We start from the raw sequence: 26,044 nt of genomic DNA on the forward strand, positions 1-26,044 counted from the left end.
TTATACGCCCTCTCGAATGGACTGCTTTTTCGGATAACGGGCGGCGAACCGCGCCCGCAGGATCAGTGCCCACAGGATGACAGCGCCCAGTTGATGCAAGATCGCGATCTGTAGCGGTGCCCCATAGACAACCGCGACGATACCCAACGCAACTTGGACGAGCAACATGGCAAATACCGAATTAAACCGGAACCTTGTGTCGGCATTGGGTGCCCGGCGACCGCGCAGCCAAACGACGATGCCAAAGACAAAAAGCCCATAGCCTGCCATGCGGTGCATGAATTGAACCAGCCCGGCGTTTTCAAAGAAATTCCGCCACAGCGGCTCAAGCTCAAAGGGGAACGGCGGCAAGAAGGCCCCGGCCATCAGCGGCCAGTCGTTATAGGTCCGCCCGGCGTCGATCCCGGCCACGAGCGCGCCCAGCAGGATCTGCAAAAAGGCGAAATGCATCAACCCGGTCGAAATCGAGAACAGCTTGGGCTGGGCATCGCGGCGCGCCTGCATCAGGTCGCGTTCTTCGCGCCCCAATGAGTACACATACCAGGCGATGAACCCAAGGATCACAAAGGCCAACCCAAGATGGGTGGCAAGCCGATACGAGGCGACATCCAGCATCTCGCCGCCCAGTCCGGACGAGACCATCCACCAGCCGACAGCGCCCTGAAGTCCGCCCAAAGCCCCGAGCCCAAGCAACCGCCCGGTCCAGCCCGTCGGAATGCGCCGCGCCAGCAGAAAGCCGAAAAAGCCGATGGCCCAGACAAGGCCGATCACCCGGCCCAGTTGGCGATGCCCCCATTCCCACCAATAGATGGATTTGAACTCGGACAGGGTCATGCCTTTGTTCTGAAGCTGATACTCGGGGATTTGCCGGTACTTTTCGAATTCGGAATCCCAGGTCGCGGCATCCATCGGTGGCATCGCCCCGGTGACCGGCTTCCATTCGGTGATAGACAGGCCAGAGTCGGTCAGACGGGTCAGCCCGCCCACGCCAATCATCACCACCACCAGCGCGAACATCAGCATCAGCCAAAGTCGAATGCCACCGCGCGCGCCGCGTTTGCCAGCGTCGATCATCCCGCCTGCGGGCGCCTTGGCCTCGACCTGCGCGCCGCTTGCCACTTCCTCGAAAAGCTTACGTTTTTCAGCCATTCCCTGCCTCCAAGTCTGGCGCGAACATTAGTCCTGCGGTGACAGGGCTTCAAGCGCCCCAGACGCCGTGCCGCAGGGGGACGGGTCAGGAATACCCCAGTCAGGCATTCCTGACTTATGGGAAAGTGGCCGAAGATGTAGCTTGGGTACATCAAACCGAGACGACATCAGCATTCAACGACCACGTTCAACCTTAGGACATTACCCCATGAAAAACTTTCTGACCGCCGCCGTTATCGCCGTTTCCGCAACCCTCGCCGCGGGTGCCGCCTCCGCCACGACCTATTGGGTCGACAAAGGCATCACGCTGAACGCCCGTTCCGGCCCCGGCACCAATTACCACGTAGTCGGCTCGTTCAACCCCTGCACCAAAGTGCATGTGGTCGGCTATCATCACGGCTGGGCCAAGGTCGCCTTCAACAACTATTATTACTGGGTTTCCGCCAAGTATCTGCAGAACCACGCCTGCAACACCGGCTATTACAAGCCCGCGCCGAAAAAGCACAACAACGGCTACAACAATTACTGATCGGGACACCTCCCTGACCGATCAGCCGACTGTCGGACTGGGCCTTACGCTCGGTCCGACTTTTTATTGGCCGGAGCTTTGCCGTCTGATTTTTCCTTCCAGCGCACCATTTGCCGAAGAATGCCGTGCATCATCTGCACGTCAGCGCGGGTCAGGGGCATACGGCTCCACATGTTGCGCAGGTTGACCTTCATGCTGCCGGCCTTGTGTTCGGGAAAGAAAAAGCCCGCCTCGTCCAGCCGCTCTTCATAGTGGCGCGCCAGATGATCGACCTCCTGCCCTTCGGCCCAGTCGGTTCCGGCCAGTTCCTCGCGGACGGCCAGAGTTTCACCGCTGGCGCGTTGCCATTCATAGGCGCACAGCAACACGCATTGCGCCAGATTCAACGAGGCAAAAACAGGGTTCACCGGTACCGAGATGATCGCATTGGCCTGCGCAATATCGTCGTTTTCCATGCCAGCGCGTTCCGGCCCGAACAGCACCGCCACCTTTTGCCCCTGTGCAATACGCCGATGCGCTTCGGCCATGGCGGCCTCGGGGGCGAAAACCGTCTTGGTCAGATCGCGCGGACGGGCGGTTGTGGCCATGACATAGGTGCAATCGGACACTGCCCCGGCAATATCGTCACATAACAATGCCTCGTCCAACAGCCGCCCCGCGCCGCTGGCCATCGCCACCGCATTGGGGTTGGGCCAGCCGTCGCGCGGCGCCACAAGACGCATCCGATCAAGGCCGAAGTTCCACATCGCCCGCGCCGCCGCGCCGATGTTTTCGCCCATCTGTGGACGTACCAGTACAAAACTCGGCTGTGGCATGTCGGTCGGCATGGCAATCTCCTGAAACCGTCTCCCCCTAACGGTCCGCTCCGAAAATCGCAACCCGGCCCAATCTTCATCTTGTGCCAAATACCCATTCTTCGACCCGCCCTACACGCAAATCCCCATGGTCAAAGGCCAAATCCCACGATAAGACAACGCACCAAGCCATTAAGGAGCCCACCATGAGCGAGCAGGACGCCCCACAGATCTATCTGGTCACCCCGCCCGAATTCGATCTGGGCACCTTCCCCACCCGTCTTGCGCAGGTCCTGGAGGCCGAAGAGATCGCCTGTCTGCGCCTGTCCCTTGCCACCCGCGACGAAGACCGTCTGATGCGCGCCGCCGATGCGGTGCGCGAGGTGGCGCATCGCTTTGACGTGGCTCTGGTGATCGACACCCATGTGGTGCTCTCGCAGCGGCTTGGTCTGGACGGGGTTCACCTGACCGATGGGGCCCGCTCGGTGCGCGCCGCGCGCAAGGAGCTTGGCCCCGATGCGATTGTCGGCTGCTATTGCGGCCAATCACGCCACGACGGCATGAACGCGGGCGAAGCGGGCGCCGACTATGTCGCCTTCGGGCCAATCACAGGCGCCCTGGGGGATGGCGAAACCGCCGGGGACGAGCTGTTTTCCTGGTGGTCCGAAATGATCGAAGTGCCGGTCGTCGCCGAAGGCGGCTTGACCCCCGAACGCATCCGCGACCTCGCCCCAATCACCGATTTCTTTGCCATCGGAGAAGAGATCTGGTCGCAGGACGATGCTTTGGCAGCCCTGCGCGGCCTCCGGCAGGCCATGCTTTAGATCAAGGCCGACGAATGCCCGGCGCGGACCTGCTCTTCCAGATGCACGGCAAGCGATTTGCGGTTTGGGAAATCATCGACCCGCACAGGCGGATGATAGATCAGATCAACGCGCCCGTGCCGCCAGGTGCCCAGCATGCGCAGCAGCGATGATCCGAAATCCATATCGCCCCACCAGCCATAAAACTCGGGGGGGGCGCCCTTTGGCGCGTGATAGATCACGCTCAGCGCCTGCATCTGCATGGCATGTTCGAGCCGTTCGGAAAAAAAGGCCGCAAACAGCGTTGTCTTGAACGGCAAAACCCGGCGGCCATCGGTCGAGGTGCCCTCTGGGAAAAACAAAAGCCTGTGTCCATGCATCAAACGCTCTTCGAACAACAGCGTCTGCGCCTTGGCCTCGCGGCGGTCGCGCTTGATAAAGACGGTGCCCGTGGCGCGCGCCAGCCAGCCGATCCCGGGCCAGCCTGCGACCTCGGCCTTGGAGACAAAATAGATGTTCTTGCGGCTGTTCAGCACAAAGATATCCAGCCACGACGAATGATTGGCCACCACAGCGCCGCGCCCGGTCAGGGCGGCGCCGCGCGCGGCAACCCGCAGCCCGAGAATGGCCAGAGCAGCGCGGCAGACGCCTTGGGTTATCCAGGGCGTGACCGGGCGATCCATGCCAAACAGCGGACGTTCCACCAGCCGCACCAGCAAAAGCAGTGCCAGACCGCCAAAGACGACCGTGCCCATAGTGATGCCGCGCAGCCCCACCAGCGCCCAGCCCAGAAGGCCAAAGCGCGGGAACGGCGGCCGCGCGGGTTCCTCCCAGGGGCTCATGCCTCCGGCCCTTTCACATACAGCCCCTTTTGCCGGGCATTCATCCGCGCGGTGTCCATCACAAGACAGATGTCCGTGGTGTTGAAGCTGTGATCGACGAAGGCACCTTCGCCAACGCAGCCCCCCAGACGCAGGTAGGCCTTGATCAGCGCGGGCACCTCAAGCATGGCCGCGCGGCGGTCCAGCTGGTTCTCGGGGATCAGGTCCATGCTTTGGAAGTTGCGCGCCCGCACCCGCAGTTCCGGTGGCGCCAGATGGCGATGGTGAAGCAACGACAGGGGCTGCGCCAGCGCCTGCGGATCGGTGCCATGAAAGCTTGCCACACCAAAAAGAATTTCGATCTTATGGGCCAGCACATAGTCCGCCAGCCCCTGCCAAAGATGGAACATCGCCGGGCCGCCGCGATACTCAGGGTGCAGACAGGACCGCCCCAATTCGAGCAGCCTGCGCCCGCTCGCCCGCAGTGGTGTCAGGTCGTATTCGTCTTCGGAATAGAACTGCCCGGCCTCGCGGGCCTGATCGTCGCGCAGCAGTCGGTAGACTCCGACAACCACATCGCCCCGCGCCACATCCGTCACCAGAAGATGGTCGAAATAGGGATCAAAGCGATCGCGCTCCAATCCGGCCTTGTGATCGACAAGCGCCCCGTCGCCGCCAAGTTCCCTGACGAACACCTCATAGCGCAGACGCTGCGCTGCAAGGACGTCGTCTTGTGTCCGGGCAAGCCTTACCGAAAAGGCCTGCTGGGGTGCTGCCGTCATGGATGATCCCTGCCCTGTCCTGATCCGCTTCTATTCAGACAACAGAAAAACCGCAATGCCGCCGCGTTTTACGACTCGCCAAACCTTCGAACACTTGAATATTTGAATTAACTTTTCTTAAACTTGCGTATTTTATTCCTGCTCGTAGACTGGAACCAAACCCACACGCCGACCATCGATGACGACTTTGCCTTCTTCGCGGAAATTCACTGTGATACGGCTCCCGATGTTGGACTGTACCTGACCAACACCCCAGTCGGGCCTGTCAGGATGCGCGACCAGCATTCCAGGTTCGAGAAACGCGTTCAAATCGTCCATTGGCTGTCCTTTTTGCCGGAGCTTACAATGCCTAAAGATAGTGCCACTCTCGCCGCCTTGGTAGGGTCGCGCCTGTGCCATGACCTGATTAGCCCAGTCGGGGCGATCCAGAACGGGTTGGAACTGCTGGATCTGTCCGGCATCAGCAGCGATTTGCCCGAGATGGAGCTGATCCGCGACAGTTGTGCCAATGCCGCCGCGCGAATCCGCTTTTTCCGCGTCGCCTTTGGCAGTGCTGGCGCTGCGCAGATGATGGGCCGCCGCGAGGTTGTGTCCGTCCTGAGCGATCTGACAAAATCCGCGCGGGTCAAGGCAGATTGGCGCCCGGAACTCGATATGCTGCGAACCGATGTTCAATTGGCCTTTCTGGTCTATCTGTGCTGCGAATCCGCCCTGCCGCAAGGCGGCTCGGTCCGCTTCGAAAAAAGCGAGGCCGGCTGGTCGATTGGCGCCAAAGGGCCGCGGCTGAACATCAATCAACCGCTCTGGGCCCATCTCGAAGGCGGTCCTGGCCCGGAAGAGATCACTGCCGACAAAGTCCAATTCGCGATGCTGGCGCTGGTTGCAGATGAACGCGGCCGCAAGATCCGTGTTCACAAGGGCAGCGATAGCCTGCGGATCGAAATCCCCTGAGCGTGATGCAAGTGCATGAAAAAAGGCGGCAGATCCGGTGGGATCAGGCCGCCTTTTTTGATGTGCATTCGCTTAGCTGCGCACGGTGCCGTCGCCGGTCACCAGATACTTGAAGCTGGTCAGTTGCGCCGCACCCACCGGGCCGCGCGCGTGCATCTTTCCGGTGGCGATGCCAATCTCGGCGCCCATGCCGAATTCACCGCCGTCCGCAAACTGGGTTGAGGCATTCCGCATCAGGATGGCGCTATCGATCCGTTGGAAGAACCGATCGGCGGCGGCGTCATCCTCGGTGATGATGCATTCGGTGTGGCTGGAGCTGTATTTGTTGATATGAGCGATGGCGGCTTCGAGATCCTCGACCACGCGGGCGGCGATAATCATGTCCAGATATTCACACCCCCAATCGCTGTCCTGCGCCGCCGTCACCCCCTGAATGCCCAGAAGCGTTTCGTCGCCGCGCACTTCGACTCCGGCTTCGAGCAACGCCTTGATCAGCCCCTGCCCGATGGTATCCAGCACATCGCGGTGGATCAGCAGGCATTCAGCGGCGCCGCAGATTCCGGTGCGGCGGGTCTTGGCGTTCATCACCACGCGCAGCGCCTTGACCGGATCGGCGTCCTTGTCGATGTAGATGTGCACGATGCCTTCGAGATGGGCAAAGACCGGCACGCGGGCCTCGCGCTGGACAAGCCCGACAAGGCCCTTGCCACCGCGCGGCACGATCACATCGATAAAATTGGTCATGGTCAGCATTTCGCTGACCGCGGCGCGGTCGCGGGTCGGGACCAGCTGGATCGCGTCTTCGGGCAGACCGGCCGCCTTGAGCCCCTGCACCAGACAGGCGTGGATGGCGCTGGAGCTGTGGAAACTTTCCGAGCCGCCACGCAGGATCACCGCATTCCCAGCCTTCAGGCACAGTGCGCCCGCATCCGCCGTAACGTTGGGGCGGCTTTCATAGATCACGCCGACCACGCCCAAAGGTGTGCGCACCCGTTTGATGTGCAGACCGGTCGGGCGGTCCCATTCCTCAAGCACGGCACCAACCGGATCGTCCTGCGCCGCAACGGCGCGCAAGCCATCCACAATGCCTTGAATGCGCGGCTCGTCCAGCATCAGCCGGTCCATCATCGCATCAGACAGGCCCTTTTCCCGGCCAAAATCAAGATCCTTGGCATTGGCGGCGATAATCTCGGCCCGCGCAGCCCAGACCGCATCGGCGGCGGCCTCAAGCGCCTTTTGCTTGGCGGCCGATGGGGCAAAAGCCAGCTCGGACGCGGCGGTTTTGGCGCGCGCACCGATCTCGGACATGAGGGCGGGGATGTCAGTGATATCCTTCATGGTGTCTCCGTCTGGCTGTTGTTGGTTGTCGTGCAGTTATGAAAAGAAGTCGCGTGTTGGTCAAAAGATTTGCCGATCACAGGGCCATGTCGTCGCGGTGGATCAGAACCGCGCGGCCCGGATACCCGAGGATTTCCTCGATTTCGGCGCTGTGATGGCCCGCAATGGCGCGGGCTTCGTCATGGGTGTAGCGGGTCAACCCCTGACCCAGGCTGCGCCCGTCGGTCACCCGGATGGTTACCGGATCGCCGCGGCCAAAGCGGCCTTCGACGCCGCGCAATCCTGCGGGCAACAGTGATTTTCCGCTGCTCAGCGCCTTTGCCGCGCCTTCGTCAACCAGCACCGCGCCCTGCGGTTTCATCGCGGCAATCCAGCGTTTGCGCGCGGCGTGCGGATCAAGCTGCGGGGTGAACCATGTGGCGGCAGCGCCCGTCGCAAGGCGCTTCAGGGGATGGTTTTCAAAGCCATGGGTGATCGCCATGGCGCAGCCAGAGGCGGTGGCGGTCTTGGCGGCCATCAGCTTGGTCTTCATCCCGCCTTTGGACAGGCCCGACCCTGCATCGCCCGCCATGGCCTCGATCTGCGGCGTGATCTCGGTCACCACGTCAAAGCGCGTGGCTGTGGGGTCGTCATTCGGGTTTCCAGTATATAGCCCGTCCACGTCCGAAAGCAGGATCAACACGTCGGCGCCCACGGTGACGGCGATCTGGGCCGCCAACCTGTCGTTGTCGCCATAACGAATTTCGTCCGTGGCAACCGTGTCGTTCTCATTGACGATCGGCACCGCACCGAACCCCAAAAGCGTTTCCAGCGTGGCGCGCGAGTTCAGATAGCGGCGGCGATCCGCGGTGTCCTCGAGCGTCACCAGAACCTGCGCGGTGGTCAGGCCATGCGGCGCCAGCACCTCTTCGTAGGCGCGGGCAAGACGGATCTGCCCGACACTGGCCGCGGCCTGTGACTGTTCCAGCGACAGCGCCGTTGCGGGCAAGCCCAGCACGCCGCGCCCCAGCGCAATCGAGCCGGAGGAGACCAGAACCACGTCAACGCCGCGCTGTTTCAGCTCAACCACGTCCTCGGCCATGGCGCGCAGCCAATCGGCGCGCAACTGCCCCGTGGCCCGGTCGACCAAAAGCGCCGAGCCGATCTTGATGACGATCCGTTTGGCCGAGGTCAGGGAGTCCATGTCCCGTCCTCTTCGTCCTCCTGCGCGGCGGGCCTGTCAGCGCGGCGGCGTTCCTCGACGTGCGGCCGCAGGGCGCGCAGCACCTCGGTCACGCCTTCCTTGGTGGCGCCGGACATCAGCATGACGCCTTCGGCTCCTGCGGCTTCAAGCTCATCCTTGAGAAAGACACGCTCTTCTTCGTCCAGCGCGTCGATCTTGTTCAGAACCGTCACGCGCGGCTTGTCTGCAAGACCCGCGCCATAAGCGTCGAGTTCGTCGCAGATGGTCTGGTAATCCTCGATCAATGTGCCCGAGGTGCCGTCGATCAGGTGCAACAGAACCGCCGAGCGCTCGACATGGCCAAGGAAGATATCGCCAAGGCCACGGCCTTCGTGCGCGCCTTCGATCAGGCCGGGAATGTCCGCGACCACGAATTCGGTATTGTCCACACCGACGACACCAAGGTTGGGATGCAGCGTGGTAAAGGGATAGTCAGCGATCTTGGGCCGCGCATTCGACGTGGCGGCAAGGAAAGTGGATTTGCCCGCGTTGGGCAGCCCTACCAGCCCGACGTCCGCAATCAGTTTGAGGCGCAGCCAAAGCGTGCGCTCGACCTCTTCCTGACCGGGATTGGCGCGGCGCGGCGCCTGGTTGGTCGAGGTTTTGAAATGCAGGTTGCCCCAGCCGCCGTTGCCACCCTTGGCCAGCAAGACCCGCTGGCCCAGTTCCGTCATGTCGGCGACAACGGTTTCTTCGTCTTCTTCGAGGATCTCGGTCCCGACGGGCACGCGCAGCACGATATCGTCGCCATCCTTGCCGGTCCGGTTGCGGCCCATGCCGCCCTGCCCGTTCTTGGCGAACCAATGTTGCTGATAGCGAAAGTCGATCAGGGTGTTCAGGCCATCCACGGCCTCGACCCAGACATCGCCGCCTTTGCCGCCGTCACCGCCATCCGGGCCACCGTATTCGATGTACTTTTCCCGGCGGAATGAGATACAGCCGTTGCCGCCCGCGCCGGAGCGGACATAAACCTTGCAGAGATCGAGGAATTTCATGGGTGTGGTTCCACTTGCGACGTGAGGGGCGGTTTAGCCGCCTTTCACCCGCGTCACAAGCGGCAGGAAGGGCGGACTGGCGCCCTGCCCCCGATTAAGAGCCAAGGCGGTTGATATAAGTCCAGGTTGGGACCTTGGCGGCACGCGCGACACAATAGGCCTCGGCGTCGCCAATATATTCGAACCCGCAGTTCACCAGAACCCGGGCCGAGGCCGGGTTGTCCTGAAGAACGCAGGCAAACATCGTATCGTTCGCCAGCGGATTGGCCGTAACCAGCGCCGTGGCGGCCATCGAGGCCAGCCCGGTGTTCCAGAACGGCGGCCCGACCCAATAGCTCAGCTCGGATTGCGCGCGATCCATCACCTTGAGGGACATCACCCCCATCAGTTCCGGCCCATCCGCCTTTGTGCCGTCAATCGCCCAGACCATCTCGGACCGATTGGGCGCCGTGGCGCGGTTTACAAAGGCCTCGGTAGCACCGGGCGGCAGAGGGTGCGGAATCGCCGCGGTCATGCGCGCCACGCGCTCATCCCCAGCGTAATGCTCCAAGAGCCCCAGATCCGACCGCCGCAAGGGGCGCAGATCGAAACGCTCGGTCTCGACCGTCGGCTGCTTTTCCATTGCATCAAGGCTCATCTGCACGCTCCTCCTGTGCATCGACCATACAGATATACGGGTCTTATCAACGTTTAACAGGACACCCTGACAGAGACGTGACGCCGCGTCATGTGCCCGGAAACGAAGAAAGGGACCGGCGGTACCGCCGATCCCCCTTTTTGTCTCGAAGACCTTAAGGTCGGCTTACTCGGCGGCCTCCGCCACCGGGAGAACCGAAATAAAGGTGCGGCCCTTGAGGCCCTTGTGGAAGGTTACGGAGCCGTCCACGGTCGCAAAGATCGTGTGATCCTTGCCCATGCCGACGCCGGCGCCTGGCCAGAACTTGGTGCCGCGCTGACGCACGATGATGTTGCCGGGGATAACCGACTGGCCACCGTACAGCTTGACGCCAAGACGACGCCCTGCGGAGTCGCGACCGTTGCGGGAGGAACCGCCTGCTTTTTTATGTGCCATGAGGTACTCTCCTTGAGCTTAGGCCAGCGATTTGGCCTGTTCGACCCACTCAGGCTTCACTTTCGTGGCCTCGAAGGTCTCGGGATCAACAGCGGCAAGCTGGGCGAAGGTGGTAACACCCGCGTCGTTCAGCTTGGCTGCGGCGGCAGGGCCGACACCGGTGATCTGGGTCAGATCGTCGGCACCAGCTGCGGGGGCAGCGGCTTTGGCCGGCTTGGCTGCGGGTGCAGCAGCAGCGGCGGCAGGAACCGAACCAGAGCCAACAGCGGCTTTGACGCCGGTCTTGTCTGCGCCCGATGCAAGAATCTCGGTGATCTTGATCAGGGTCAGCTTCTGGCGGTGGCCCTTTGTGCGCTGCGAGCCATGCTTACGGCGACGCTTGACGAAGTGAATCAGCTTTTCGCCTTTGATCTGGTCAACGACTTCGGCTTGAACGCCCGCGCCAGCAACCAGCGGCGCGCCGACAACCACATTGTCGCCACCCAGCATGAGAATTTCGTTGAATTGCACGGTTTCACCCGCGTCTGCGGCCAGCTTTTCCACCCGGAGCGTATCGCCCGACTGAACTTTGTATTGTTTGCCGCCGGTCTTAAGTACCGCGAACATGCGCGTCGTCCTTGTTCTGTCGCGTCCTGTGGCCGCCGGGTCCGCCCGGTGTTCGTGATCCTGCCCCAGCATGGATCGCCGCAAACTGCGTGCCCCCTTCGGGGCAATCGTTTCAAAAAACAAAAGGCGGAGCCGAAGCCCCGTCCTTTGGTGGGCGCCTTATCCATATTCCAAGCGCGGGTGTCAAGCGCCCTTCCATCGCCCTGCCCCTTGTTTTTCAAGGTGACCGCAGACCATTGGCAGGCCGGAGCGAAAAGAAAAGGCCGGCCCGTGCATTGCCGGACCGGCCTCCAGACGTTTTGCCTGCAAATCAGATAAAGAGGAAATCCTCTTCGCTGAAATCATCCGCGGCCACGCCATCAAGGCTCGCCAGTTCTTCGTCGTCAAAGCTGATGTGCACCACGCCGTCGTCATCCGAGGTGATCATCAGATCTTCGTAGGTCAGCCCGCTGTCGACCAGGTCGATCACGTCCGTGCCATCTTCAAAGCCGACGATCTGGTCGGACGAGCCATCCTTGGCCAGCACATAGGTGTCCGCGCCAGCGCCACCCTCGAGTACATCAGCGCCTTCGCCGCCGTTCAGGGTGTCGTCGCCATCGTCACCATAAAGCAAGTCCTCGCCAAGGCCGCCGCCGATCTCGTCGTCGCCCGCGCCGCCATACAGCGTGTCGTCATCTTCCTGACCGTCCATGGTGTCATTGCCGTCACCTCCGGACATCTCGTCCATGCCGGTGCCGCCGGTCATCGAGTCGTTGCCCGTGCCGCCGTCCATGGTGTCGTTGCCTTCCCAGCCCATCAGGGTGTCGTCGTCTTCGTTGCCCTCGACCAGATCGTCGCCATAGCCGCCCTGGACAAGGTCATTGCCGGTGCCGCCATAAAGCTCATCGCCCTGATCACCGCCGTTCAGGGTATCGTCGCCCTGCTCACCGTAGAGCGTGTCACTGCCGATATCGCCATAGACTTCGTCCGCGTCATCGCCGCCGACCAGCTGATCGTCGCCCGCGCCGCCGTAAACGGTGTCAAAGCCTTCGCCCGCCTTCAGCGTGTCATTGCCGTCACCACCATCAAGGATTTCACTGTCCGAGGTGCCCTCGATGTAGTCGTCAAGGTTGGCAACCGTGTCTTCGCCCGTGCCGACGGTGTCTTCGCCGCCGCTGGTGACGGTATCTTCGCCCTCATCCGTCGTCTCATCGTCGGCGCTGTCGTCGCTCCAGCTGTAGCAGCTCTTGCCGCCCCAGTCGTAGCTGCCCCAGTTGGAATAGCTTCCCCAGCTGTCCCACGATGAACTGCCCCATTTGCAGCTCGAATAACCGCCCCAACCAGAATAGGAGCCGCCCCAGGACCCACCCCAGCCGGAATAGGATCCCCCCCAGCCGGAATACGAATAATTGCTGCTATAGCTGCAGCTTCCCCAAGATGAGTAGGAATAATAACTCACGGAACGGTCCCTCGTTCTTTGACATCGAAACAAACACGCGCTGCCACACCCACCATTCGCAGCGACGCCATGCCATACATCCGCCGCATTCGCGGGGATTTTGCAAGGATTTCGACATATTAGAGGCAAGATCGCCGTAATTGACGGACAGCCCCCCGGTGATTATCCCGAGGACCGGAAACCAAAACGTCCGTTTCCAGAAACTGTTTCCAAGAGGAAATGAAGGCAGGATATCAGGCGAATCAAAATTGCCACGCGATCCGTCAAACGGCGAGTATCAGAGATCCTCGCCCCGCATCTGCTCGGCCACGGCCAGACCCAAGGCAAAGGAAATCTCGTCGTACATCTTGTTGAACCCATCAAACAGCGCCTGATTCAACGCCTTGCCCTCGGGCGAGGCTGACATCTCGATATAGGCGTCCAGCGTGCCATCCTCGAGGGGCCCATAGGCCAGCAACAAGAAGGCAAACAGCCATTCGCGTGTATCCTGCCGGGTTTCGCTTTCCTGTGACCAGACATCGGTGAGAATGTCCTGCTCGCTCATATCGAAGGCACCGCCCTCGACCAGACCGCGATAGAACTGGAACGAGGCATTCATCGCCCCGGCCACATTCGCCTCGATCAGATCATTGGCTTCGACAAAGGCCTGAACCTGCGACAGGCGCTCGTCATCGCTGCCATCGATCTCCTGGAACGAAGCCCGCGCTGCATCTTCCACATCGTCGTCAACCATGGCACGGCGGGCGTCCAGTTCCAGATTGACAATCTTGACCCCGCGATCACTTTCGAAAAACTCGACCAAAGGCGCGGCCTCGGCATCTCCAAAGCTGCGGACAAAAGCGCTGCGCACCACTTCACCCATCTTTTCGGTGTCATAGATCTGCGCAAGCATGGCCTGCCACTTGGCGTTGCCCGGGCGGCCGAACATGTCCATGGCCAGTTCCTCGCCATAGGTCAGCCCTTCGCTGCGCATGATATCGATCATTTCATCGATGCGCATGGCCTCCAACACATCATCAACCGGCGCCGCCGCAAGCGGCGAAGCAAGAGAGAACATGACAAGGCTGGCAATCAGAGATTTCCGCATCGAGAATCCTTTCAGGGCAGAGCCAAACCTAAGGATGTGCCGGGGGGAATCCAAGGGCGACTTGGCGCTTGCAGAAAGATCCTGCCGATTACCGGCAATTTCTATGTTGCAAGCCCCGCGCCAAGCCGCTAAACGCCCCTTCACCAGACCCCCGCGGAGAGGTGCCGGAGTGGTCGAACGGGGCGGTCTCGAAAACCGTTGTGGGCGCAAGTCCACCCAGGGTTCGAATCCCTGTCTCTCCGCCATTTGGCTTATTTTTATCAATAAAATCAAATATTTAGGTAGTTGCCACGTCAGGTGACTGACCTTGTGCCTATCCACTCAGGAACAATACATCCCGCCACAACTGGCAACAGATGGTCACTTGTGATGTTTCGGATAGTAGCAATACCGATGTTGCCCGTCCTGATCGACCGGCCCTATCGCGATACTGTAAAACTCTGAACCATCAACCCGTACGCATACGTCGATTGACTGCACCTGTTCCGGCCTGAACATCGTTGTAACTGTGAAATCAGTGGTCCTAAACGCTGTCAGCCACCCAGTCACATCTGTCGGATTTCGGATCGTGAAGGTCATCTTGATGCTTTCCAACGGTGGCCGGTTGGCGCTGTGCTGATGAGGCACCCCAACCGGCTCGGACGTGTCGCAACCGCAACGATCCTCATGCAGGGAAAAATCAAAAAACTGCATGAGGATCGTTGCGGTCACTATCCCGGCGACTGTGGATGCAACCGCCGGTGTTCGTATTCAGTTGCCGTCCATCGCGCGGGCCAGCCTTCCGGTTTGCCAACTGTGTTCAACCAATTCTAACAGCGAAAATTTGCCGTTCAGCGGTAGCGGTTCAGGTTCAGGCAAGGGTTCGTCCTGTCCGATGACCTTCAGTCGCTGCCAAGTGCTGCCATTCTTGCCGCGTTCATGCCTTGCGCGGTGGCGGTGTGGATCATCTGGCAAAGTGGAGACGGCTTCAGGGTTGATGATCAGCGGTAGCGTCTGCTCAACAAAATTCGCGGCTTCATGCGCGTGGTGGTCAACAAAGAATTTCTCCACATCAAACCGGTTGAAAGATGTTCTCCCATTTTCCAGCGCATTTATCGTCAAAAGTTGCAACAACCCCTTGCCGGTCATTGCAACGGTTTGGTTTCCAAAGGCATCCGTTTCAGATCGGAATGCACATGGACTTGATGTTTCAGAGAAACCCAACAGTGTTTGCCGATCAAACGGTAGCATTTGCGTTTTGGCGTTGCCCTGAACCTTTCGGTAATATTTTTCCCAAACCAAGCCAAGAACGTCCGTCCAGTTGTGCAGAATGATGAACGCTTTTGGCTCAATAATGTGTAGAGCGGTTTCCATTTTGTTTTCCAATTTTTCAAGACTATCAGTCATTTTACACCGTCCCTAAAATCGCTATACACCTGCGATGCTTTATCTTCGCTCATAGCATCCATAATCATCGGAGTTTTAAGCCATTCAAAAGGCGTCCAATGCTTGTGCTCAATCAATGCAGCGTAAAAACCATCAGCATTTTCAGAGTTTCCAGAATGAAAATCTTTAACCCATTTTTCGAAATATCCACGCTGTCCATCGGACAAGCAAGCCAAAGGATCAACTGGCTGATTAGCTATTGTTTCACGCTTCAAGCGGTTAACTTTTGCCAGTAATGATGATGCGGACAACATCATTCTTCCCCACGCAAAAGGCGTGTCAGGCTTTCAACCTCTGCCCGTAATTCGTCCAAGTCAGAAACATTTTTAAGATGGCTGATTGAGTGCGCGATGGTTTTTGCTTCAGTGGGTGAAATATCGCCCGCAACAAGCGCATTGACAATATCTTCTACGCCAGCCCCGTCCAACTCAACAACACGTTGAGCCGGCAGAACGCGCTCTAACAACCAAGTAGCTGTTTTTACGTCACCTTTATCAATTGCAGCGCGAACAACATCAATTGCATCTGGTGTCATTTGACGCAATTCAGAAAGCGCGCCTTTGATAATTTTACTTTTAGCACCAACTGGCCTTCCAGGATTACCCAGTCCAGAAGTGAACCGGCCCTTATTATCACGATCCGTTAAAATTCGGTCAGTATCGGTTTCATCATTCATTTTCAGACCCAATATATTTTGACATTATTTGCCCGCAGCCAGTTTGCGATTTCCGTTGTGTCATAGTGCGGTTTCCCAGACCGCCGCCCAAATACGCTTGGAAAATCGGCATGAACACGAAGGTAATAAATTGATTGGCGCGAACGATCCAAAGCATCATAGAGAACGGTTGCATCAATGGTTTTACCCGCCGGTAAGTTCACAATTGGTTTTAAAGCAATAGATCGCGCCATTTAGAATTACCTCACATTCTGTCAGGACGGGCAAACAAAGCCCGTCCTAATCAATCAAGATTATTCGTAAAGAGCGGACCAGAGATCATTGGGCGTTTTGTCACAAGCAACCGCAAGAACCGCGCAAATGTTTTTCAATGAAGCTGCAACGTCATCAACACGGCTTTCTTGCTGATCGAAAAATTTCATGCGCGCTTCTGCCCATTCGGCAACTATACTTTGGTCAATACCGATTGCAGCGGGATCATCCAGTGAAGGTTGCTTTGCCGCGATACCAACACCGTCCGAACGTTCACCGGAAAGGTTTGCTTGAATGACGTAACGAATTTGAACATCCCGCCAAATTTCATCGGGCAAATTGATCAAACCGCGCATCGACAATAAAACTGCTAGTTGGTCAGCGCCCATTGTCGCGATTGTCTGAAGGATTGCCGGTTGATCCATCGCCACAAAGCGCGCGCTGATTGCAGGCGCAATAGAAGGGTTGACAACGTGCAAATCGACAAACTCTTTGCGACCCGTAGCCGCCTGGCGCTTCATCGCTTGCAATGCTGAAACCGTATCTTTGAAAGATCGGCGACAATTGGTTGTGATGACCTGAAGCGCCGTTTCTGCCATGCGGTGCGGGTGAACGTCCTTCGCTTTAGTTGCGATTGCCACGGTTGAAATACCGATGGTGTTTTTCAACGTGTCCAAGTGGGTTTTAAGCGCATCGCTGTCACGATCTTCAGGGAAGGGCAAGAAACCAAACGCGGGGTTATCAGCGCCAGCACGTTGGACGCTGATGACTGTGCCGTGTTCGTTATCGCGAACAATCGGGACAAGGTATTCCCCAACAGGGGGCGGGTTATTGAATGCGCGGGGCGGCGCGAATTGATTGCGCAGAATGTTCATTGCGTTTCCTTTACGGGTAAAGTTGTCCCGTCATTGGTATAGGATTGGAAATGATCGTGCAACTTATTGTTTTTATTGGTTTTTCATCGCTATGACCAATCCAATGATTACCGCAATAACCAACGCAATATCCATCGCACGGCATCGGCTCGCTATGCGGCCCGCCAAGACGCTTGCAAACCTGTCACGGGTGGTTGTGACCAGATCGGGCAATGTCGCGCTGTGGCTACTGTTTTGGCGGAGCTGGCATGGCACCGCTCACAGTTGGTGCATCGGTGGCCTGTCCTGATCGCCGCAACGGTGTTTTGGATAGTCGGTTGGATAGGTAACACGAACACCATTTGAATTTATCGTTTAGCATCAATGCATCAAGGCAGACAGTTTGTCCGCCCATGACCATTGCAAGCAATCTGGACGGATAGAGCGGCAAACGCTTCGGATCAAGTTGGAAGGGTTCAGATCGGGGTCACGTCCAAACCAATGGACGGGGTTTGTCCCAACATATTCCATGACACACAATGACAGAGCCATGACAACGGGGATTTTTCTTAACTATCTGTTTTTATTGATAAATGATACTATGACACTTAATGACACTATCTTAGGGAACATCTGAAAAACCTCGCGCACTGAGCGGCATGGGGTAGAGTTGCGGGGACGATAGAGGAACCCGCCGATGCCCAAGCAGCCCGCCTTTCCAGGCCTCCGCCAATCGATGAAGAAGAAACAGACGCGGCGTGAGAAGTTCCTCGGCGAGATGGATGCGGTTGTGCCGTGGCTGCGTATGCTGGCTTTGATCGGGCCGCATTACCCGAAGGTCGGACCGAAGGGTGGACGGCCACCGATGCCGCTGGAAACGATGCTGCGCATATACTTCCTCCAGAACTGGTATGCGCTCAGCGACCCGATGGCCGAGGAGATGCTGTATGACAGTGACGCCATGCGCCAGTTCGTGGGCATCGAACTTGGTGATGACCGTATCCCGGACGAAACGACGATATTGAACTTTCGCCACCTGCTGGAGACGCATCAGCTGACCGAAAAGTTGTTTGTCGAGGTGAACACTCACCTTGCCGATCAGGGTATCACGCTTCGCTCCGGCACACTGGTGGATGCGACGATCATCGATGCGCCGTCCTCGACCAAGAATGAGGCGAAGGCGCGCGACCCCGAGATGTCATCGACAAAGAAGGGCAACGACTGGTTCTTTGGAATGAAGGCGCATGTCGGTGTCGATGCCCAGAGCGGCATCGTGCACAGCCTTGAGACCACGACGGCCAAGACCCATGACAGCCAGGTCTGGGACGACCTGCTGCACGGCGAGGAGACATCGGTCTGGGCCGACAAGGGTTATGTCAGCGCCGCGCGGGAGGCCGCGTTTTCCGGGACAGGCAAGTTCTGGGGTGTCATGCGCAAGGCCGCCAAAGGCGGCAAGCTTCATCCGATTGAAGAAGACATCAACCGGATCATCGCCAAGGTGCGGGCCCGGGTTGAGCATCCCTTCCGGGTGATCAAGCGCCAGTTCGGATACATCAAGACCCGTTACCGTGGTCTGGCCAAGAACCGTGCGCAGCTCTTTACGCTGTTCGCCCTTGGTAACTTGTTTCTTGTTCGACGGAAGCTGATGGCATGAGGAAGAGTCTGACCAAAATCAGGGGTTGGGGGCCTCAGCGCTGCCAATTCTGGCGCTACGATCCCAAAATCGGTCCCCGTCTGCTAAATCGAAACCCGATTGCCCGGAAATCGGCGCAGCCAAGACGGTAGATCAGACGTTCCTTAGATAGAGTAGATATAGAATGGTAATACAATACACCAATACACAACTCTATATACCCCCTATAGCAACTCGTTGTCATTTCCGTCATTTCCGTTTATTATCAATTACTTACTCTGTCACGAATTATACCGAAAATGACAGTGTGAAAATTTTATCGCTTAACGTAAAACCTTTCTGTCGCGGTTCTTTTTTGGACATAACCGAGCTTGGTTAGAATATCTTTAACACGCTTGTTATTTCCGGCGTGTTGATGCAGGTAATCAATCCCCAACACGGTTTTGAAAATCGTTTCGATCTTGATCGGCATGTCGCCCATGGTCGTGCAGTGTTGTGAAACCCGATCTTGCCAAGGGTCAACCTCTTGGCGTTCTGCTGCGTTGTCCGCTGCTACGGCCTTTGCTGTTGCGTCTGACAACCACCATTCCTGACCGTTGTGGTAGCGATGCACCGCCTCTGCAAACAGTTGATCCCGATCACGGCGTAAACCGCCCAAGTCGATAGGACCGCCACACTTGACCGGCCACCAACGCCGCGCGCCAGTGGGATCGTTCAAGTAAAGATCATCATTGGTTGTTGCGACGAAAACGCACGTCCGCTTTTGCTCAATGTCGTGCCTACCGTATGGCGGTCTAAACTTGTCCGTTCGTTTACTTAGAAAACCTTTGATTTGTTCACGGTCAGCCTTGCGAGTTGCCGCCAGTTCTCCAATCTCACAAATCCACAAACCCACTAAGTGTTGCAGTCCCTCTTTATCTTTCATGTTAGGCAAGCTGTCTGAAAAGTATTCAGCACCCGCAAGGATTTCAACTGATGATGACTTTCCTATTCCTTGCGCACCTTCCAAGATAAGAACTTCATCACGTTGGCAACCTGGATCAAATATTCGCGCAACCGTCCCTATCAAAAACTTTGCGCTGATCAAGTTGGCGAAATCAACATTTTCCGCTTTGAAGTATTTCGCCAACATACCGTCCAATCGGTTCACACCATCCCAAACCAGACCGTTCAGATAATCAGCGACCGGATCGAACTTGTTTTGATCTGCATACAGAGCTATGGTATTTCTTACCGCTTCCATGGTTGGCCTTTTGTCGTATTTATGAAACCAACATTCAAGATAAATATCATCTAAACCCGCCCAAATAGTCGTATTGGTTTCCCAAGGCAGCATACCGGTTTTTTCAATGCGCTGCTTGAATTCATTAAACCCAATTGGAAGATTGTTGTCGCGTAAATTCTTGTAGAGTTCCGATGTAATCGGCTTTTCAACCAAAGAGCCAAAAATAGGTTGATCAAGGTAAAATTGCGTTGTTGATTGGTTAATTGTCATTGTTGGTGTTGTGCTGGCACCGGGCGGCAAAATGTGTTGTTGACCGCCAATCCGCCACCTTGCCGCGTGATCATCGCTTACCTTGCCGGACCTGATCGCGCTGTCACGCAGGTATTTCCAGCCTAAAACGGTTCCCCTGTCCAGCGACCGCCAAAGTTTGTCAAAGGCAGCATCATTGAACTTATCCGGTGAACCCATTGACCAGAGGCGCGCTGTCGTCTCAACCGTGCTGTCCTCTACGGTGCCAGTTGCCGCCTGCCTGTATGCCGCCAGGGTATCCCGCCAATCGTCATAAGGCGCTACCGCATCATGCGCATTGAGCGCGTGGGTTGCATCGCTGAACGATGGTGCCTTATCTGTTCCAAGCGGAAGGTAACCTTCGCGCGGCGAATAACTGCCCGCGACCGTGCCACCCTTGGTCAGCAACCAATCGGGCGGCGCGGCCATCGGTTGCGTTACGTCAGCGCCATAGAATACCACATACCCACCATCACCACGCCTATCAACGCCAGCGCCCAGAACGTCGCTATCCGATCTGAACGTTTGTCCGCTGTTCTGTTCAATTTTGAAATAGTAGTGCAGACCACCAGAAATCGTGTTACACCAAACAGTTTGCGGAATACCTAGGTGCAATGATTGAATCGTTGCCAGACCGTCCTTGTCATCTTTACGGTCCAGATCAAGAACATAAACGCCCGACTTCGCACCGGTAGCAATGCCAACCCACGCTTGCGACCGGTCATCGGACCACATTGCGCGAATTACCATTTTATCGCGCGTCCCATGATGAAAACCGCCACGATGATCATCAGGCAAACCACACGCCTTGTTTATTGTTTCTGTTTTATATGGCGTTTTTCTATTTGGAACGATTGGGAATACACTGAACCCAACAGATGCAAGATACATCGCCCAATCAACACCAGAAGGCAGTGAATAAACAGAGTTGTTGAATGTAGCGGGAAATTTTACCTCGCGCAAAACTGCGCGGAATTCGAAAGCCATGTTTGCACCCACGTCCAGGTCAAGAGCAATTTTCAGCGCGTTCACTTTCCCAAGCTTCAACTTCTGTAAGCAACCATCGCGTCGCGCCAGGTGTAAGCTTGTGTTGCTTGGGAAAACCGTAGTCGCGCATATATTTATAAATTGTTTCACGCGAAATTTCATAACGTTCCATAAGGAATTTGACCGTTACATATCGCTTGGGTTCTTGGGGCATTGTGCATTCCTATCTAATTCTGCGAATGCTTTCTAATATGACCACATTTTGACGCCTAGCAACAGAAGCTTAGAGGCAATGTTTTTTTTGGCGGACCGAATATCCGACAATCCCTATTGATTTGGAATGATAATTTGTCACAACGCGCATATGACTAACCTCATACCTATCCAAAATGGACTAGTGTTCGCCACCTGTCATAAGATCCCCCTTGGAAGCAGGGTAAAAGACACAGGTCCTTATTCCCGAGTGAAACTGTCAGATGACGACTCAGAGCCCACATTACCTAATGCTGCGCGCGGCACCAAGGTCGGCTGCTGCGGTGCAAAAGCAATGATGCGTTTCGCTGGCTTCCTTGAGCGAGATGTGTAAAATGTCGCAAAACAGCCAAAGGCACCGCGTATGACTGGTACTATTTTTGAAAAGCTCAAGTCCGAGGGCATTCAAATGATCCACGAAATGATCGAAAGCGAGTTCCAAGAAACGCTCACCTTAGATTTCAAAGCAAACCTTACCCACCCTGCTGACCCGCTTTTCGCCAATGACGGTAAAAAATTGACCAAATCAGGTCGTAAAGTTATTGCGAAAGCGGCATCAGCATTCGCAAACTCAATGGGTGGTGTTCTTATTCTCGGAGTAGACTGTAGGAGTGTTGACGGTATCGACTGCGCGCGAAGTATTACTCCGATTGCTTCTTTGGCTAAGGCTTTATCAACCATCAACAATGAACTCCATTCAATAACAGTTCCTTCAATCAACGGGATCGAAGCAATAAGTCTGGTGGCTGATGGTGAAGGCTCTGGCCTGATCGCGGTGTCCGTTCCGCGTTCTGATCGGCGGCCCCACAGATCGAATGCAGCTGATGCTCGCAGCTATTTCAAGCGCTCTGGCACATCAACAGTTGAGATGGAACATTATGAAATTGAAGATGCTTTCTTAAGTAATCAGTCCCCTGATTTATCTGTAGAGTTGACTCTTCGTCCAACGGGGTCAGGAGGCGCAACAGAAACGGGCGAACGACCGTATCATTTTTCTGTTGACGTGGTTGTAGCCAATACAGGTGGCGGTCTTGCAAAACACTTGTTCCTTCAGTGCCGCCATGACGAAGGCGTGTCACGAGGCTTTGGGAGCCGGCACAGTGCGTCGGGAAATCAGATTGGGATCATCGATGGTGCTTGGCAAGTTGCGTTACCCAGTGAGGTCTTCGTCCACCCTGGAACAAGACGGATCATAGAGAATTTTCCTATCACCGTCTTTTTCTGTGCAGATACCAACAAAGTTAGGGTCGGAAAGGTGCACTGTGATGCCAATTCATTTCAGTCCTTTATGTTTGATTTTTGTATTTGCGCCGAGGGTATGCGAAAGAAACATCAAATAATCGAGATTGAATTGGGTGATTTGATTTCTTGCGGACAAATTCCGGCATGAAAGTTGCGTCGAATTTTGCAGTCGCAATCGGTCTGAGTCCTAGATGAATTACAATATCCTAAATTGAAACTTATTTGCCGTCCTAATCCCAATGGTCGGAAACCAGCCTTTGGTTCCGTAAGGTCCATTGGCAGGTTTGTCCCGCATAGCAGCCACTTCGACCTTTGTCCGAGCATCCGGAGCGCACGAGAGGCAGGCCAGGAATCTTGTGTTCGGTGGGGAACACTAGATCGGGTCTAAGAAACCTACAAGCGCCCGCGCAACGGCACCGGCGTCCGTATCGCCCCATTGTGGACGGTCACATGAACACGCAATCATTTTACACGCAACGCACTTCCAGTTTTCGGACCGGTTCATCAGCAATGGCGGCGTTGCTTTTCGTTTGATGGTTTCCTTTGCAACCTGATCGGCAATGCTTTTACCGGTCCCGTCCTGTCTGGCAATGCGTTCAATCTTGGACTTGATTGCGCTTTCCTGTTGTCCGGTCATTTCGGCCAATAAGCTATAAGCGGTTGATTTGCTCACACGATGATTTTTGGCCAACCAAACAAAATTCGCCCATGCTTCAAAATCGGTTGCGGGGTCTTTCCGCCCTGTCTTGATCTTTTCGCCACGGTCGCGACGATCCAGCGCCGCCAGTTCATCCTTTGACAGATCGGCACCAGCGCGCGCCCGCGCCTCTATGGCTGAATAGTCGCCACGCGCCGCCGCACGGCTTGCCAGCGCCGCTTGGGCATCATTCCAGCCCTTGGGGTCATCAATCATGCTGCACCATTCAGGAACGCCGCCCAATCTGCCATCAGCGCCCGACGCTTTTCCAGCATGTCGCCACGACGATAAGCCCGCTCTACGGTAGAGCCGACCGTATGCGCCAAAGCAATTTCGGCCATGTCGCGCGGATAGTCAGTGCGTTCTGTTGTCCAATCGCGGAAGGTGCTGCGTAAGCCATGCGGCACGGCCCCTTTTCCTGACTGTCGGTCAACCCAACCTTTGCCGCCAAGCTTGGTTGCATCGCCGTGCATCCGCCGCATAACGGCTGAAATGCTCATGTCAGACAACGGCCCGCCGCGCGGCGCAGAAAATACAATGTCGGTTCCTTCCATGAGCGGTAGAGCCTTCAGGATTGCCACGGCATCCGGCGTCAAAGGCACGCGATGTTCGTTCCCCGCCTTCATCCGGTCCTTTGGAATGGTCCAAAGCGGCGTGTCACCATCAAGCCCGGTGAATTCATCCCAAGTTGCGCCGCGTATTTCGCCCGAACGGCTGGCGCATAGTGTCAAGAATTCAAGCGCCCGCGCGGCCATACCTTCTCGCTTGGTCAGGGCTTTCCACCATGCCGAAACATCGTCCAGCGCAAGGGCCGGTTGGTTTGTCACTTTCGCAACCTTGCTTGGTTTCGGCAAAATTGCGTCAAGATTACCTTTCCATCTTGCCGGGTTATCACCTGCGCGATGGTTCTTCACGGTTGCCCATGCCAGAACATTTTCAACCCGACCGCGCAACCGTGAAGCGGTTTCGGTTTTTGTTGTCCAGATTGGCACCAAGACTTTTTGAATGTCGTGAACGGTTATCGCGTCAACCGGCATAGTCCCAATGATCGGCACCGCGTAGTTATCCAGCGTTGTGCGCCATTGCTTGCGATGTTTTTCATTTCTGAATTCGTCCAGCTTAGATGCCAAATATTCTTCAACAGCTTTTTCAAAGGTCATCACTTGAACGGGGGTTGAACCGGCAATCTGTCCCGCACGCTGTTCGGTTGCGGTTGCCCAAGCGTCATTTTGCGGCAATCCTTTGGCCATCAGATCGCGAACGATAACACCAATGCGCCACGCTTCAGCGGGGTCCGCGCCCGTCCTGATCGCTTCACGAATATCGGTGGCCCGTTTTCTTGCTTCAGCCAACGGAATTTCGGGATAACTACCAAGCCCAAAATGCTTACGCTTCCCGGCAATCCGAACCCGCATAATCCAGCTACGCCCGCCGCCCGCTGTAATCTGTAACAGCAACCCAGGAACGCCGCCCACTGGATGAAAGGCATGTCCGTTGCCGCCATGATGAACAAGCTTACCGACCGCCGCCGCCTTCAACTCTTTTGCAATTACTGGCATGTTTCCGCCCCACTCCGCCTGACCTACTAACTATCCAAAATGTAGCAATAAGACGCCACGAACGGCAACAGGTATAAACAAGAATAAGTCTTAACAATCTGATTTTAATATATTAATATTTGCCTTTCACCACATATGGCAACAACACCATGGCGGCCTGTCTCTCCGCCACCTTTAGCACAAGACGACCCATGCCAATACATTGATAATAGTGTGAAAATCGGCGTTTTCGCACTGACGGAGGTGTCTGGTCCGCTTGATTTGCTGCACATTTTGCTACGTAATTGCTGCACAAATCGGGGATTTCTCCGCCATGAGCATCGCGAAACGAGGTCGTCTTTATCACCTCCGCCGCCGCGTCCAGCGCCGGTACCTGAGCATCGAGCCGCGCGAAACCGTCTGGATCAGCCTGTATACCGACTCGGAGACAGTCGCCCGCAGCAAGGCGGATCGGGCGTGGAGTCAGATGATCGAGGCCTGGGAAGCGCGGCTGGCCGGGAACAGCGAAGATGCAGAAGTGCGCTACGAGGCCGCGCGCGACCTCGCCCCGCGCGCGGGGCTTTCGGTATCTGGACGCAGGCGTTGTCGCTAAGTTGCCGGTGGAAGACGTGGTTGAGCGGGTCGAGGTCATTCCCGCTCCAGCGAACCAACCCGATGCCATCGAAGCCGCCGCCCTTCTCGGCACCGTTCCCGAGCCGCGCATCACGGTCACCTAGGCACTGGAGCTGTATTGGGGCCTGGCCAAGGAAAAGACGCTGGGCAAGAGCGAAGACCAGCTCCGCCGCTGGGAAGCGCCGCGCAGAAAGGCTATAAAGAATTTCGTCGCGGTCGTCGGCAACAAGGAGATCGCCAACATCACCCGCGACAACATGCTGGACTTCCGCCAGCACTGGCTCGACCGATTTACTGGACCGTTGCTTCAAGCCGACGAAGGAGCACGGATGCAAATGACAAGTGGTCGAGACAACGATCAATAGGATCGATCAAAATGTCATGCCCTCTTGGGTTTCGTATTGCGGACATCGCACCTGCAAAGATGAACTTGTATCCCATCTGTTCATCAACCTCGCTCGCTGTTGACAAAGCGGTGAGCTTGATTTTGGGGCTGTTTTCTGCAAATGCGGCCATCATCAGCTTATATCCACTGTCTTTGATTTTCGACAGCTTCTTCACCTTATTGTCGAGATATTTGAACGCTTCAAAAGTTGACTGCGCATAGTGACCGTCGTCAAAGAGCTTCAGCGCAACTTCGGTAGGGTCAGGATTCATAACCAGTAGATGACGACTGCTGCGAGGGCGATGGCCGAAAGGAAGACTTTTGGGCACCGGTCGTAGCGGGTTGCCACGCGCCTCCAGTCCTTGAGCCT

At 56.6% G+C, this 26,044-nt stretch carries 29 protein-coding genes, 1 tRNA gene and 1 pseudogene; 7 read left to right on the forward strand and 24 right to left on the reverse strand.

Going from position 1 to position 26,044, the window contains the following annotated elements; translation table 11 throughout:
* A complete protein-coding gene (ctaA, locus tag ACOYQJ_RS21690) occupies positions 1–1,149 on the reverse strand; it encodes a heme A synthase (RefSeq protein ID WP_422908058.1) in 1,149 nt (382 codons plus the stop codon).
* Positions 1,150–1,357: 208 nt separating this feature from the next.
* On the opposite strand from ctaA, the gene ACOYQJ_RS21695 reads away from it, so the two are divergent.
* Positions 1,358–1,678 carry an SH3 domain-containing protein gene (locus ACOYQJ_RS21695; RefSeq protein ID WP_422908059.1) on the forward strand — a complete coding sequence of 107 codons (321 nt, stop codon included), beginning with the start codon at positions 1,358–1,360 and terminating at the stop codon, positions 1,676–1,678.
* Positions 1,679–1,722: 44 nt separating this feature from the next.
* Here the strand turns inward: ACOYQJ_RS21695 and ACOYQJ_RS21700 are convergent, their stop codons facing one another.
* Positions 1,723–2,505 carry an RNA methyltransferase gene (locus ACOYQJ_RS21700; RefSeq protein ID WP_422908060.1) on the reverse strand — a complete coding sequence of 261 codons (783 nt, stop codon included), beginning with the start codon at positions 2,503–2,505 and terminating at the stop codon, positions 1,723–1,725.
* 173 nt (positions 2,506–2,678) lie between these two features.
* Here ACOYQJ_RS21700 and ACOYQJ_RS21705 point away from each other — a divergent pair, with 173 nt between their 5' ends.
* A complete protein-coding gene (locus ACOYQJ_RS21705) occupies positions 2,679–3,296 on the forward strand; it encodes a thiamine phosphate synthase (protein ID WP_422908061.1) in 618 nt (205 codons plus the stop codon).
* Here ACOYQJ_RS21705 and olsA read toward each other — a convergent pair.
* The 3 genes from olsA to ACOYQJ_RS21720 form a co-directional block, all read right to left on the reverse strand.
* Complete coding sequence (olsA, locus tag ACOYQJ_RS21710) at positions 3,293–4,117, reverse strand: lyso-ornithine lipid O-acyltransferase (RefSeq protein ID WP_422908062.1); 825 nt, start codon at positions 4,115–4,117, stop codon at positions 3,293–3,295. The genes ACOYQJ_RS21705 and olsA overlap by 4 nt on opposite strands.
* A complete protein-coding gene (gene olsB, locus ACOYQJ_RS21715; RefSeq protein WP_422908063.1) occupies positions 4,114–4,878 on the reverse strand; it encodes an L-ornithine N(alpha)-acyltransferase in 765 nt (254 codons plus the stop codon). Before olsB ends, olsA begins: the two co-directional genes overlap by 4 nt.
* Positions 4,879–5,010: 132 nt before the next feature.
* Positions 5,011–5,196, reverse strand: coding sequence for a DUF3553 domain-containing protein (locus tag ACOYQJ_RS21720; protein WP_422908064.1), 186 nt, complete (start codon positions 5,194–5,196; stop codon positions 5,011–5,013).
* Positions 5,197–5,223: 27 nt separating this feature from the next.
* On the opposite strand from ACOYQJ_RS21720, the gene ACOYQJ_RS21725 reads away from it, so the two are divergent.
* A complete protein-coding gene (locus ACOYQJ_RS21725; protein ID WP_422908065.1) occupies positions 5,224–5,829 on the forward strand; it encodes a histidine phosphotransferase family protein in 606 nt (201 codons plus the stop codon).
* A 72-nt stretch (positions 5,830–5,901) separates the two neighbouring features.
* Here the strand turns inward: ACOYQJ_RS21725 and ACOYQJ_RS21730 are convergent, their stop codons facing one another.
* The 8 genes from ACOYQJ_RS21730 to ACOYQJ_RS21765 form a co-directional block, all read right to left on the reverse strand.
* Entirely contained in the window at positions 5,902–7,167 is a 1,266-nt protein-coding gene (locus ACOYQJ_RS21730) for a glutamate-5-semialdehyde dehydrogenase (RefSeq protein WP_422908066.1), read from the reverse strand.
* Positions 7,168–7,243: 76 nt separating this feature from the next.
* Positions 7,244–8,350 carry a glutamate 5-kinase gene (gene proB / locus ACOYQJ_RS21735; RefSeq protein ID WP_422908067.1) on the reverse strand — a complete coding sequence of 369 codons (1,107 nt, stop codon included), beginning with the start codon at positions 8,348–8,350 and terminating at the stop codon, positions 7,244–7,246.
* On the reverse strand, positions 8,338–9,384 hold the full coding sequence (gene obgE, locus ACOYQJ_RS21740; protein ID WP_422908068.1) for a GTPase ObgE: 1,047 nt from the start codon (positions 9,382–9,384) through the stop codon (positions 8,338–8,340). Before obgE ends, proB begins: the two co-directional genes overlap by 13 nt.
* A 94-nt stretch (positions 9,385–9,478) precedes the next feature.
* Positions 9,479–10,021 (reverse strand): GNAT family N-acetyltransferase, encoded by a 543-nt coding sequence (locus tag ACOYQJ_RS21745; protein ID WP_422908069.1) that lies wholly within the window; start codon positions 10,019–10,021, stop codon positions 9,479–9,481.
* A gap of 165 nt (positions 10,022–10,186) precedes the next feature.
* Positions 10,187–10,456 carry a 50S ribosomal protein L27 gene (gene rpmA / locus ACOYQJ_RS21750; RefSeq protein ID WP_422908070.1) on the reverse strand — a complete coding sequence of 90 codons (270 nt, stop codon included), beginning with the start codon at positions 10,454–10,456 and terminating at the stop codon, positions 10,187–10,189.
* A gap of 18 nt (positions 10,457–10,474) precedes the next feature.
* On the reverse strand, positions 10,475–11,062 hold the full coding sequence (locus tag ACOYQJ_RS21755; RefSeq protein WP_422908071.1) for a 50S ribosomal protein L21: 588 nt from the start codon (positions 11,060–11,062) through the stop codon (positions 10,475–10,477).
* Between the two features lie 310 nt (positions 11,063–11,372).
* Positions 11,373–12,500 (reverse strand): calcium-binding protein, encoded by a 1,128-nt coding sequence (locus tag ACOYQJ_RS21760; protein ID WP_422908072.1) that lies wholly within the window; start codon positions 12,498–12,500, stop codon positions 11,373–11,375.
* 277 nt (positions 12,501–12,777) lie between these two features.
* On the reverse strand, positions 12,778–13,587 hold the full coding sequence (locus ACOYQJ_RS21765; RefSeq protein ID WP_422908073.1) for a DUF2059 domain-containing protein: 810 nt from the start codon (positions 13,585–13,587) through the stop codon (positions 12,778–12,780).
* Between the two features lie 155 nt (positions 13,588–13,742).
* Here ACOYQJ_RS21765 and ACOYQJ_RS21770 point away from each other — a divergent pair.
* Positions 13,743–13,832: transfer RNA gene (locus tag ACOYQJ_RS21770), tRNA-Ser, on the forward strand.
* Positions 13,833–14,337: 505 nt separating this feature from the next.
* On the opposite strand, the gene ACOYQJ_RS21775 is transcribed toward ACOYQJ_RS21770, so the two are convergent.
* From ACOYQJ_RS21775 to ACOYQJ_RS21795, 5 genes are read right to left on the reverse strand one after another with little or no spacing between them, the layout of a single operon-like run.
* Positions 14,338–14,973 (reverse strand): hypothetical protein, encoded by a 636-nt coding sequence (locus ACOYQJ_RS21775; protein WP_422908074.1) that lies wholly within the window; start codon positions 14,971–14,973, stop codon positions 14,338–14,340.
* Entirely contained in the window at positions 14,970–15,269 is a 300-nt protein-coding gene (locus ACOYQJ_RS21780) for a hypothetical protein (protein ID WP_422908075.1), read from the reverse strand. The genes ACOYQJ_RS21775 and ACOYQJ_RS21780 overlap by 4 nt, the downstream gene beginning before the upstream one ends.
* Positions 15,266–15,688, reverse strand: a complete 423-nt coding sequence (locus ACOYQJ_RS21785) for a hypothetical protein (RefSeq protein ID WP_422908076.1) — start codon at positions 15,686–15,688, stop codon at positions 15,266–15,268. The genes ACOYQJ_RS21780 and ACOYQJ_RS21785 overlap by 4 nt, the downstream gene beginning before the upstream one ends.
* 2 nt (positions 15,689–15,690) lie before the next feature.
* Positions 15,691–15,921 (reverse strand): hypothetical protein, encoded by a 231-nt coding sequence (locus ACOYQJ_RS21790; RefSeq protein WP_422908077.1) that lies wholly within the window; start codon positions 15,919–15,921, stop codon positions 15,691–15,693.
* Positions 15,922–15,981: 60 nt separating this feature from the next.
* Entirely contained in the window at positions 15,982–16,815 is an 834-nt protein-coding gene (locus ACOYQJ_RS21795; RefSeq protein WP_422908078.1) for a hypothetical protein, read from the reverse strand.
* A gap of 676 nt (positions 16,816–17,491) precedes the next feature.
* On the opposite strand from ACOYQJ_RS21795, the gene ACOYQJ_RS21800 reads away from it, so the two are divergent.
* Positions 17,492–18,448, forward strand: a complete 957-nt coding sequence (locus ACOYQJ_RS21800; protein WP_422908079.1) for an IS5 family transposase — start codon at positions 17,492–17,494, stop codon at positions 18,446–18,448.
* A gap of 295 nt (positions 18,449–18,743) precedes the next feature.
* Here ACOYQJ_RS21800 and ACOYQJ_RS21805 read toward each other — a convergent pair whose 3' ends face one another.
* Both ACOYQJ_RS21805 and ACOYQJ_RS21810 read right to left on the reverse strand, forming a co-directional pair.
* A complete protein-coding gene (locus tag ACOYQJ_RS21805; RefSeq protein ID WP_422908080.1) occupies positions 18,744–20,972 on the reverse strand; it encodes a VapE domain-containing protein in 2,229 nt (742 codons plus the stop codon).
* The gene (locus tag ACOYQJ_RS21810; protein ID WP_422908081.1) at positions 20,947–21,141 is read right to left on the reverse strand and encodes a helix-turn-helix transcriptional regulator; all 195 of its coding nucleotides are present in this window, start codon (positions 21,139–21,141) and stop codon (positions 20,947–20,949) included. Before ACOYQJ_RS21810 ends, ACOYQJ_RS21805 begins: the two co-directional genes overlap by 26 nt.
* A 402-nt stretch (positions 21,142–21,543) precedes the next feature.
* On the opposite strand from ACOYQJ_RS21810, the gene ACOYQJ_RS21815 reads away from it, so the two are divergent.
* The gene (locus ACOYQJ_RS21815) at positions 21,544–22,569 is read left to right on the forward strand and encodes an AlbA family DNA-binding domain-containing protein (protein ID WP_422908082.1); all 1,026 of its coding nucleotides are present in this window, start codon (positions 21,544–21,546) and stop codon (positions 22,567–22,569) included.
* Positions 22,570–22,794: 225 nt separating this feature from the next.
* On the opposite strand, the gene ACOYQJ_RS21820 is transcribed toward ACOYQJ_RS21815, so the two are convergent.
* Positions 22,795–23,334, reverse strand: a complete 540-nt coding sequence (locus ACOYQJ_RS21820; RefSeq protein ID WP_422908083.1) for a hypothetical protein — start codon at positions 23,332–23,334, stop codon at positions 22,795–22,797.
* Entirely contained in the window at positions 23,331–24,677 is a 1,347-nt protein-coding gene (locus ACOYQJ_RS21825) for a tyrosine-type recombinase/integrase (protein WP_422908084.1), read from the reverse strand. The genes ACOYQJ_RS21820 and ACOYQJ_RS21825 overlap by 4 nt, the downstream gene beginning before the upstream one ends.
* A 313-nt stretch (positions 24,678–24,990) precedes the next feature.
* Between ACOYQJ_RS21825 and ACOYQJ_RS21830 the strand changes: the two genes are divergently transcribed.
* Positions 24,991–25,269: a hypothetical protein gene (locus tag ACOYQJ_RS21830; protein ID WP_422908085.1), complete on the forward strand. Its 279-nt coding sequence runs from the start codon at positions 24,991–24,993 to the stop codon at positions 25,267–25,269.
* Between the two features lie 311 nt (positions 25,270–25,580).
* On the opposite strand, the gene ACOYQJ_RS21835 is transcribed toward ACOYQJ_RS21830, so the two are convergent.
* Together ACOYQJ_RS21835 and ACOYQJ_RS21840 are read right to left on the reverse strand one after the other, a co-directional pair.
* Entirely contained in the window at positions 25,581–25,946 is a 366-nt protein-coding gene (locus tag ACOYQJ_RS21835; RefSeq protein ID WP_422908086.1) for a TIGR02391 family protein, read from the reverse strand.
* Positions 25,943–26,044: pseudogene (locus ACOYQJ_RS21840) on the reverse strand (IS5/IS1182 family transposase); the annotation flags it as partial. The pseudogene ACOYQJ_RS21840 and the gene ACOYQJ_RS21835, both read right to left, overlap by 4 nt.

The organism is Pacificoceanicola algae (genome assembly GCF_049341065.1).
In the GTDB taxonomy this organism is placed as follows: Bacteria; Pseudomonadota; Alphaproteobacteria; order Rhodobacterales; family Rhodobacteraceae; genus Pacificoceanicola.

What these genes read in the sequence shown, in the direction of transcription:
- ctaA (WP_422908058.1), bottom strand. Translation starts at nt 1,149, where the DNA reads ATGGCTGAAAAACGTAAGCTTTTCGAGGAAGTGGCAAGCGGCGCGCAG.
- ACOYQJ_RS21695 (WP_422908059.1), top strand. Translation starts at nt 1,358, where the DNA reads ATGAAAAACTTTCTGACCGCCGCCGTTATCGCCGTTTCCGCAACCCTC.
- ACOYQJ_RS21700 (WP_422908060.1), bottom strand. Translation starts at nt 2,505, where the DNA reads ATGCCGACCGACATGCCACAGCCGAGTTTTGTACTGGTACGTCCACAG.
- ACOYQJ_RS21705 (WP_422908061.1), top strand. Translation starts at nt 2,679, where the DNA reads ATGAGCGAGCAGGACGCCCCACAGATCTATCTGGTCACCCCGCCCGAA.
- olsA (WP_422908062.1), bottom strand. Translation starts at nt 4,117, where the DNA reads ATGAGCCCCTGGGAGGAACCCGCGCGGCCGCCGTTCCCGCGCTTTGGC.
- olsB (WP_422908063.1), bottom strand. Translation starts at nt 4,878, where the DNA reads ATGACGGCAGCACCCCAGCAGGCCTTTTCGGTAAGGCTTGCCCGGACA.
- ACOYQJ_RS21720 (WP_422908064.1), bottom strand. Translation starts at nt 5,196, where the DNA reads ATGGACGATTTGAACGCGTTTCTCGAACCTGGAATGCTGGTCGCGCAT.
- ACOYQJ_RS21725 (WP_422908065.1), top strand. Translation starts at nt 5,224, where the DNA reads ATGCCTAAAGATAGTGCCACTCTCGCCGCCTTGGTAGGGTCGCGCCTG.
- ACOYQJ_RS21730 (WP_422908066.1), bottom strand. Translation starts at nt 7,167, where the DNA reads ATGAAGGATATCACTGACATCCCCGCCCTCATGTCCGAGATCGGTGCG.
- proB (WP_422908067.1), bottom strand. Translation starts at nt 8,350, where the DNA reads ATGGACTCCCTGACCTCGGCCAAACGGATCGTCATCAAGATCGGCTCG.
- obgE (WP_422908068.1), bottom strand. Translation starts at nt 9,384, where the DNA reads ATGAAATTCCTCGATCTCTGCAAGGTTTATGTCCGCTCCGGCGCGGGC.
- ACOYQJ_RS21745 (WP_422908069.1), bottom strand. Translation starts at nt 10,021, where the DNA reads ATGAGCCTTGATGCAATGGAAAAGCAGCCGACGGTCGAGACCGAGCGT.
- rpmA (WP_422908070.1), bottom strand. Translation starts at nt 10,456, where the DNA reads ATGGCACATAAAAAAGCAGGCGGTTCCTCCCGCAACGGTCGCGACTCC.
- ACOYQJ_RS21755 (WP_422908071.1), bottom strand. Translation starts at nt 11,062, where the DNA reads ATGTTCGCGGTACTTAAGACCGGCGGCAAACAATACAAAGTTCAGTCG.
- ACOYQJ_RS21765 (WP_422908073.1), bottom strand. Translation starts at nt 13,587, where the DNA reads ATGCGGAAATCTCTGATTGCCAGCCTTGTCATGTTCTCTCTTGCTTCG.
- ACOYQJ_RS21775 (WP_422908074.1), bottom strand. Translation starts at nt 14,973, where the DNA reads ATGACTGATAGTCTTGAAAAATTGGAAAACAAAATGGAAACCGCTCTA.
- ACOYQJ_RS21780 (WP_422908075.1), bottom strand. Translation starts at nt 15,269, where the DNA reads ATGATGTTGTCCGCATCATCATTACTGGCAAAAGTTAACCGCTTGAAG.
- ACOYQJ_RS21785 (WP_422908076.1), bottom strand. Translation starts at nt 15,688, where the DNA reads ATGAATGATGAAACCGATACTGACCGAATTTTAACGGATCGTGATAAT.
- ACOYQJ_RS21790 (WP_422908077.1), bottom strand. Translation starts at nt 15,921, where the DNA reads ATGGCGCGATCTATTGCTTTAAAACCAATTGTGAACTTACCGGCGGGT.
- ACOYQJ_RS21795 (WP_422908078.1), bottom strand. Translation starts at nt 16,815, where the DNA reads ATGAACATTCTGCGCAATCAATTCGCGCCGCCCCGCGCATTCAATAAC.
- ACOYQJ_RS21800 (WP_422908079.1), top strand. Translation starts at nt 17,492, where the DNA reads ATGCCCAAGCAGCCCGCCTTTCCAGGCCTCCGCCAATCGATGAAGAAG.
- ACOYQJ_RS21810 (WP_422908081.1), bottom strand. Translation starts at nt 21,141, where the DNA reads ATGCCCCAAGAACCCAAGCGATATGTAACGGTCAAATTCCTTATGGAA.
- ACOYQJ_RS21815 (WP_422908082.1), top strand. Translation starts at nt 21,544, where the DNA reads ATGACTGGTACTATTTTTGAAAAGCTCAAGTCCGAGGGCATTCAAATG.
- ACOYQJ_RS21820 (WP_422908083.1), bottom strand. Translation starts at nt 23,334, where the DNA reads ATGATTGATGACCCCAAGGGCTGGAATGATGCCCAAGCGGCGCTGGCA.
- ACOYQJ_RS21825 (WP_422908084.1), bottom strand. Translation starts at nt 24,677, where the DNA reads ATGCCAGTAATTGCAAAAGAGTTGAAGGCGGCGGCGGTCGGTAAGCTT.
- ACOYQJ_RS21830 (WP_422908085.1), top strand. Translation starts at nt 24,991, where the DNA reads ATGAGCATCGCGAAACGAGGTCGTCTTTATCACCTCCGCCGCCGCGTC.
- ACOYQJ_RS21835 (WP_422908086.1), bottom strand. Translation starts at nt 25,946, where the DNA reads ATGAATCCTGACCCTACCGAAGTTGCGCTGAAGCTCTTTGACGACGGT.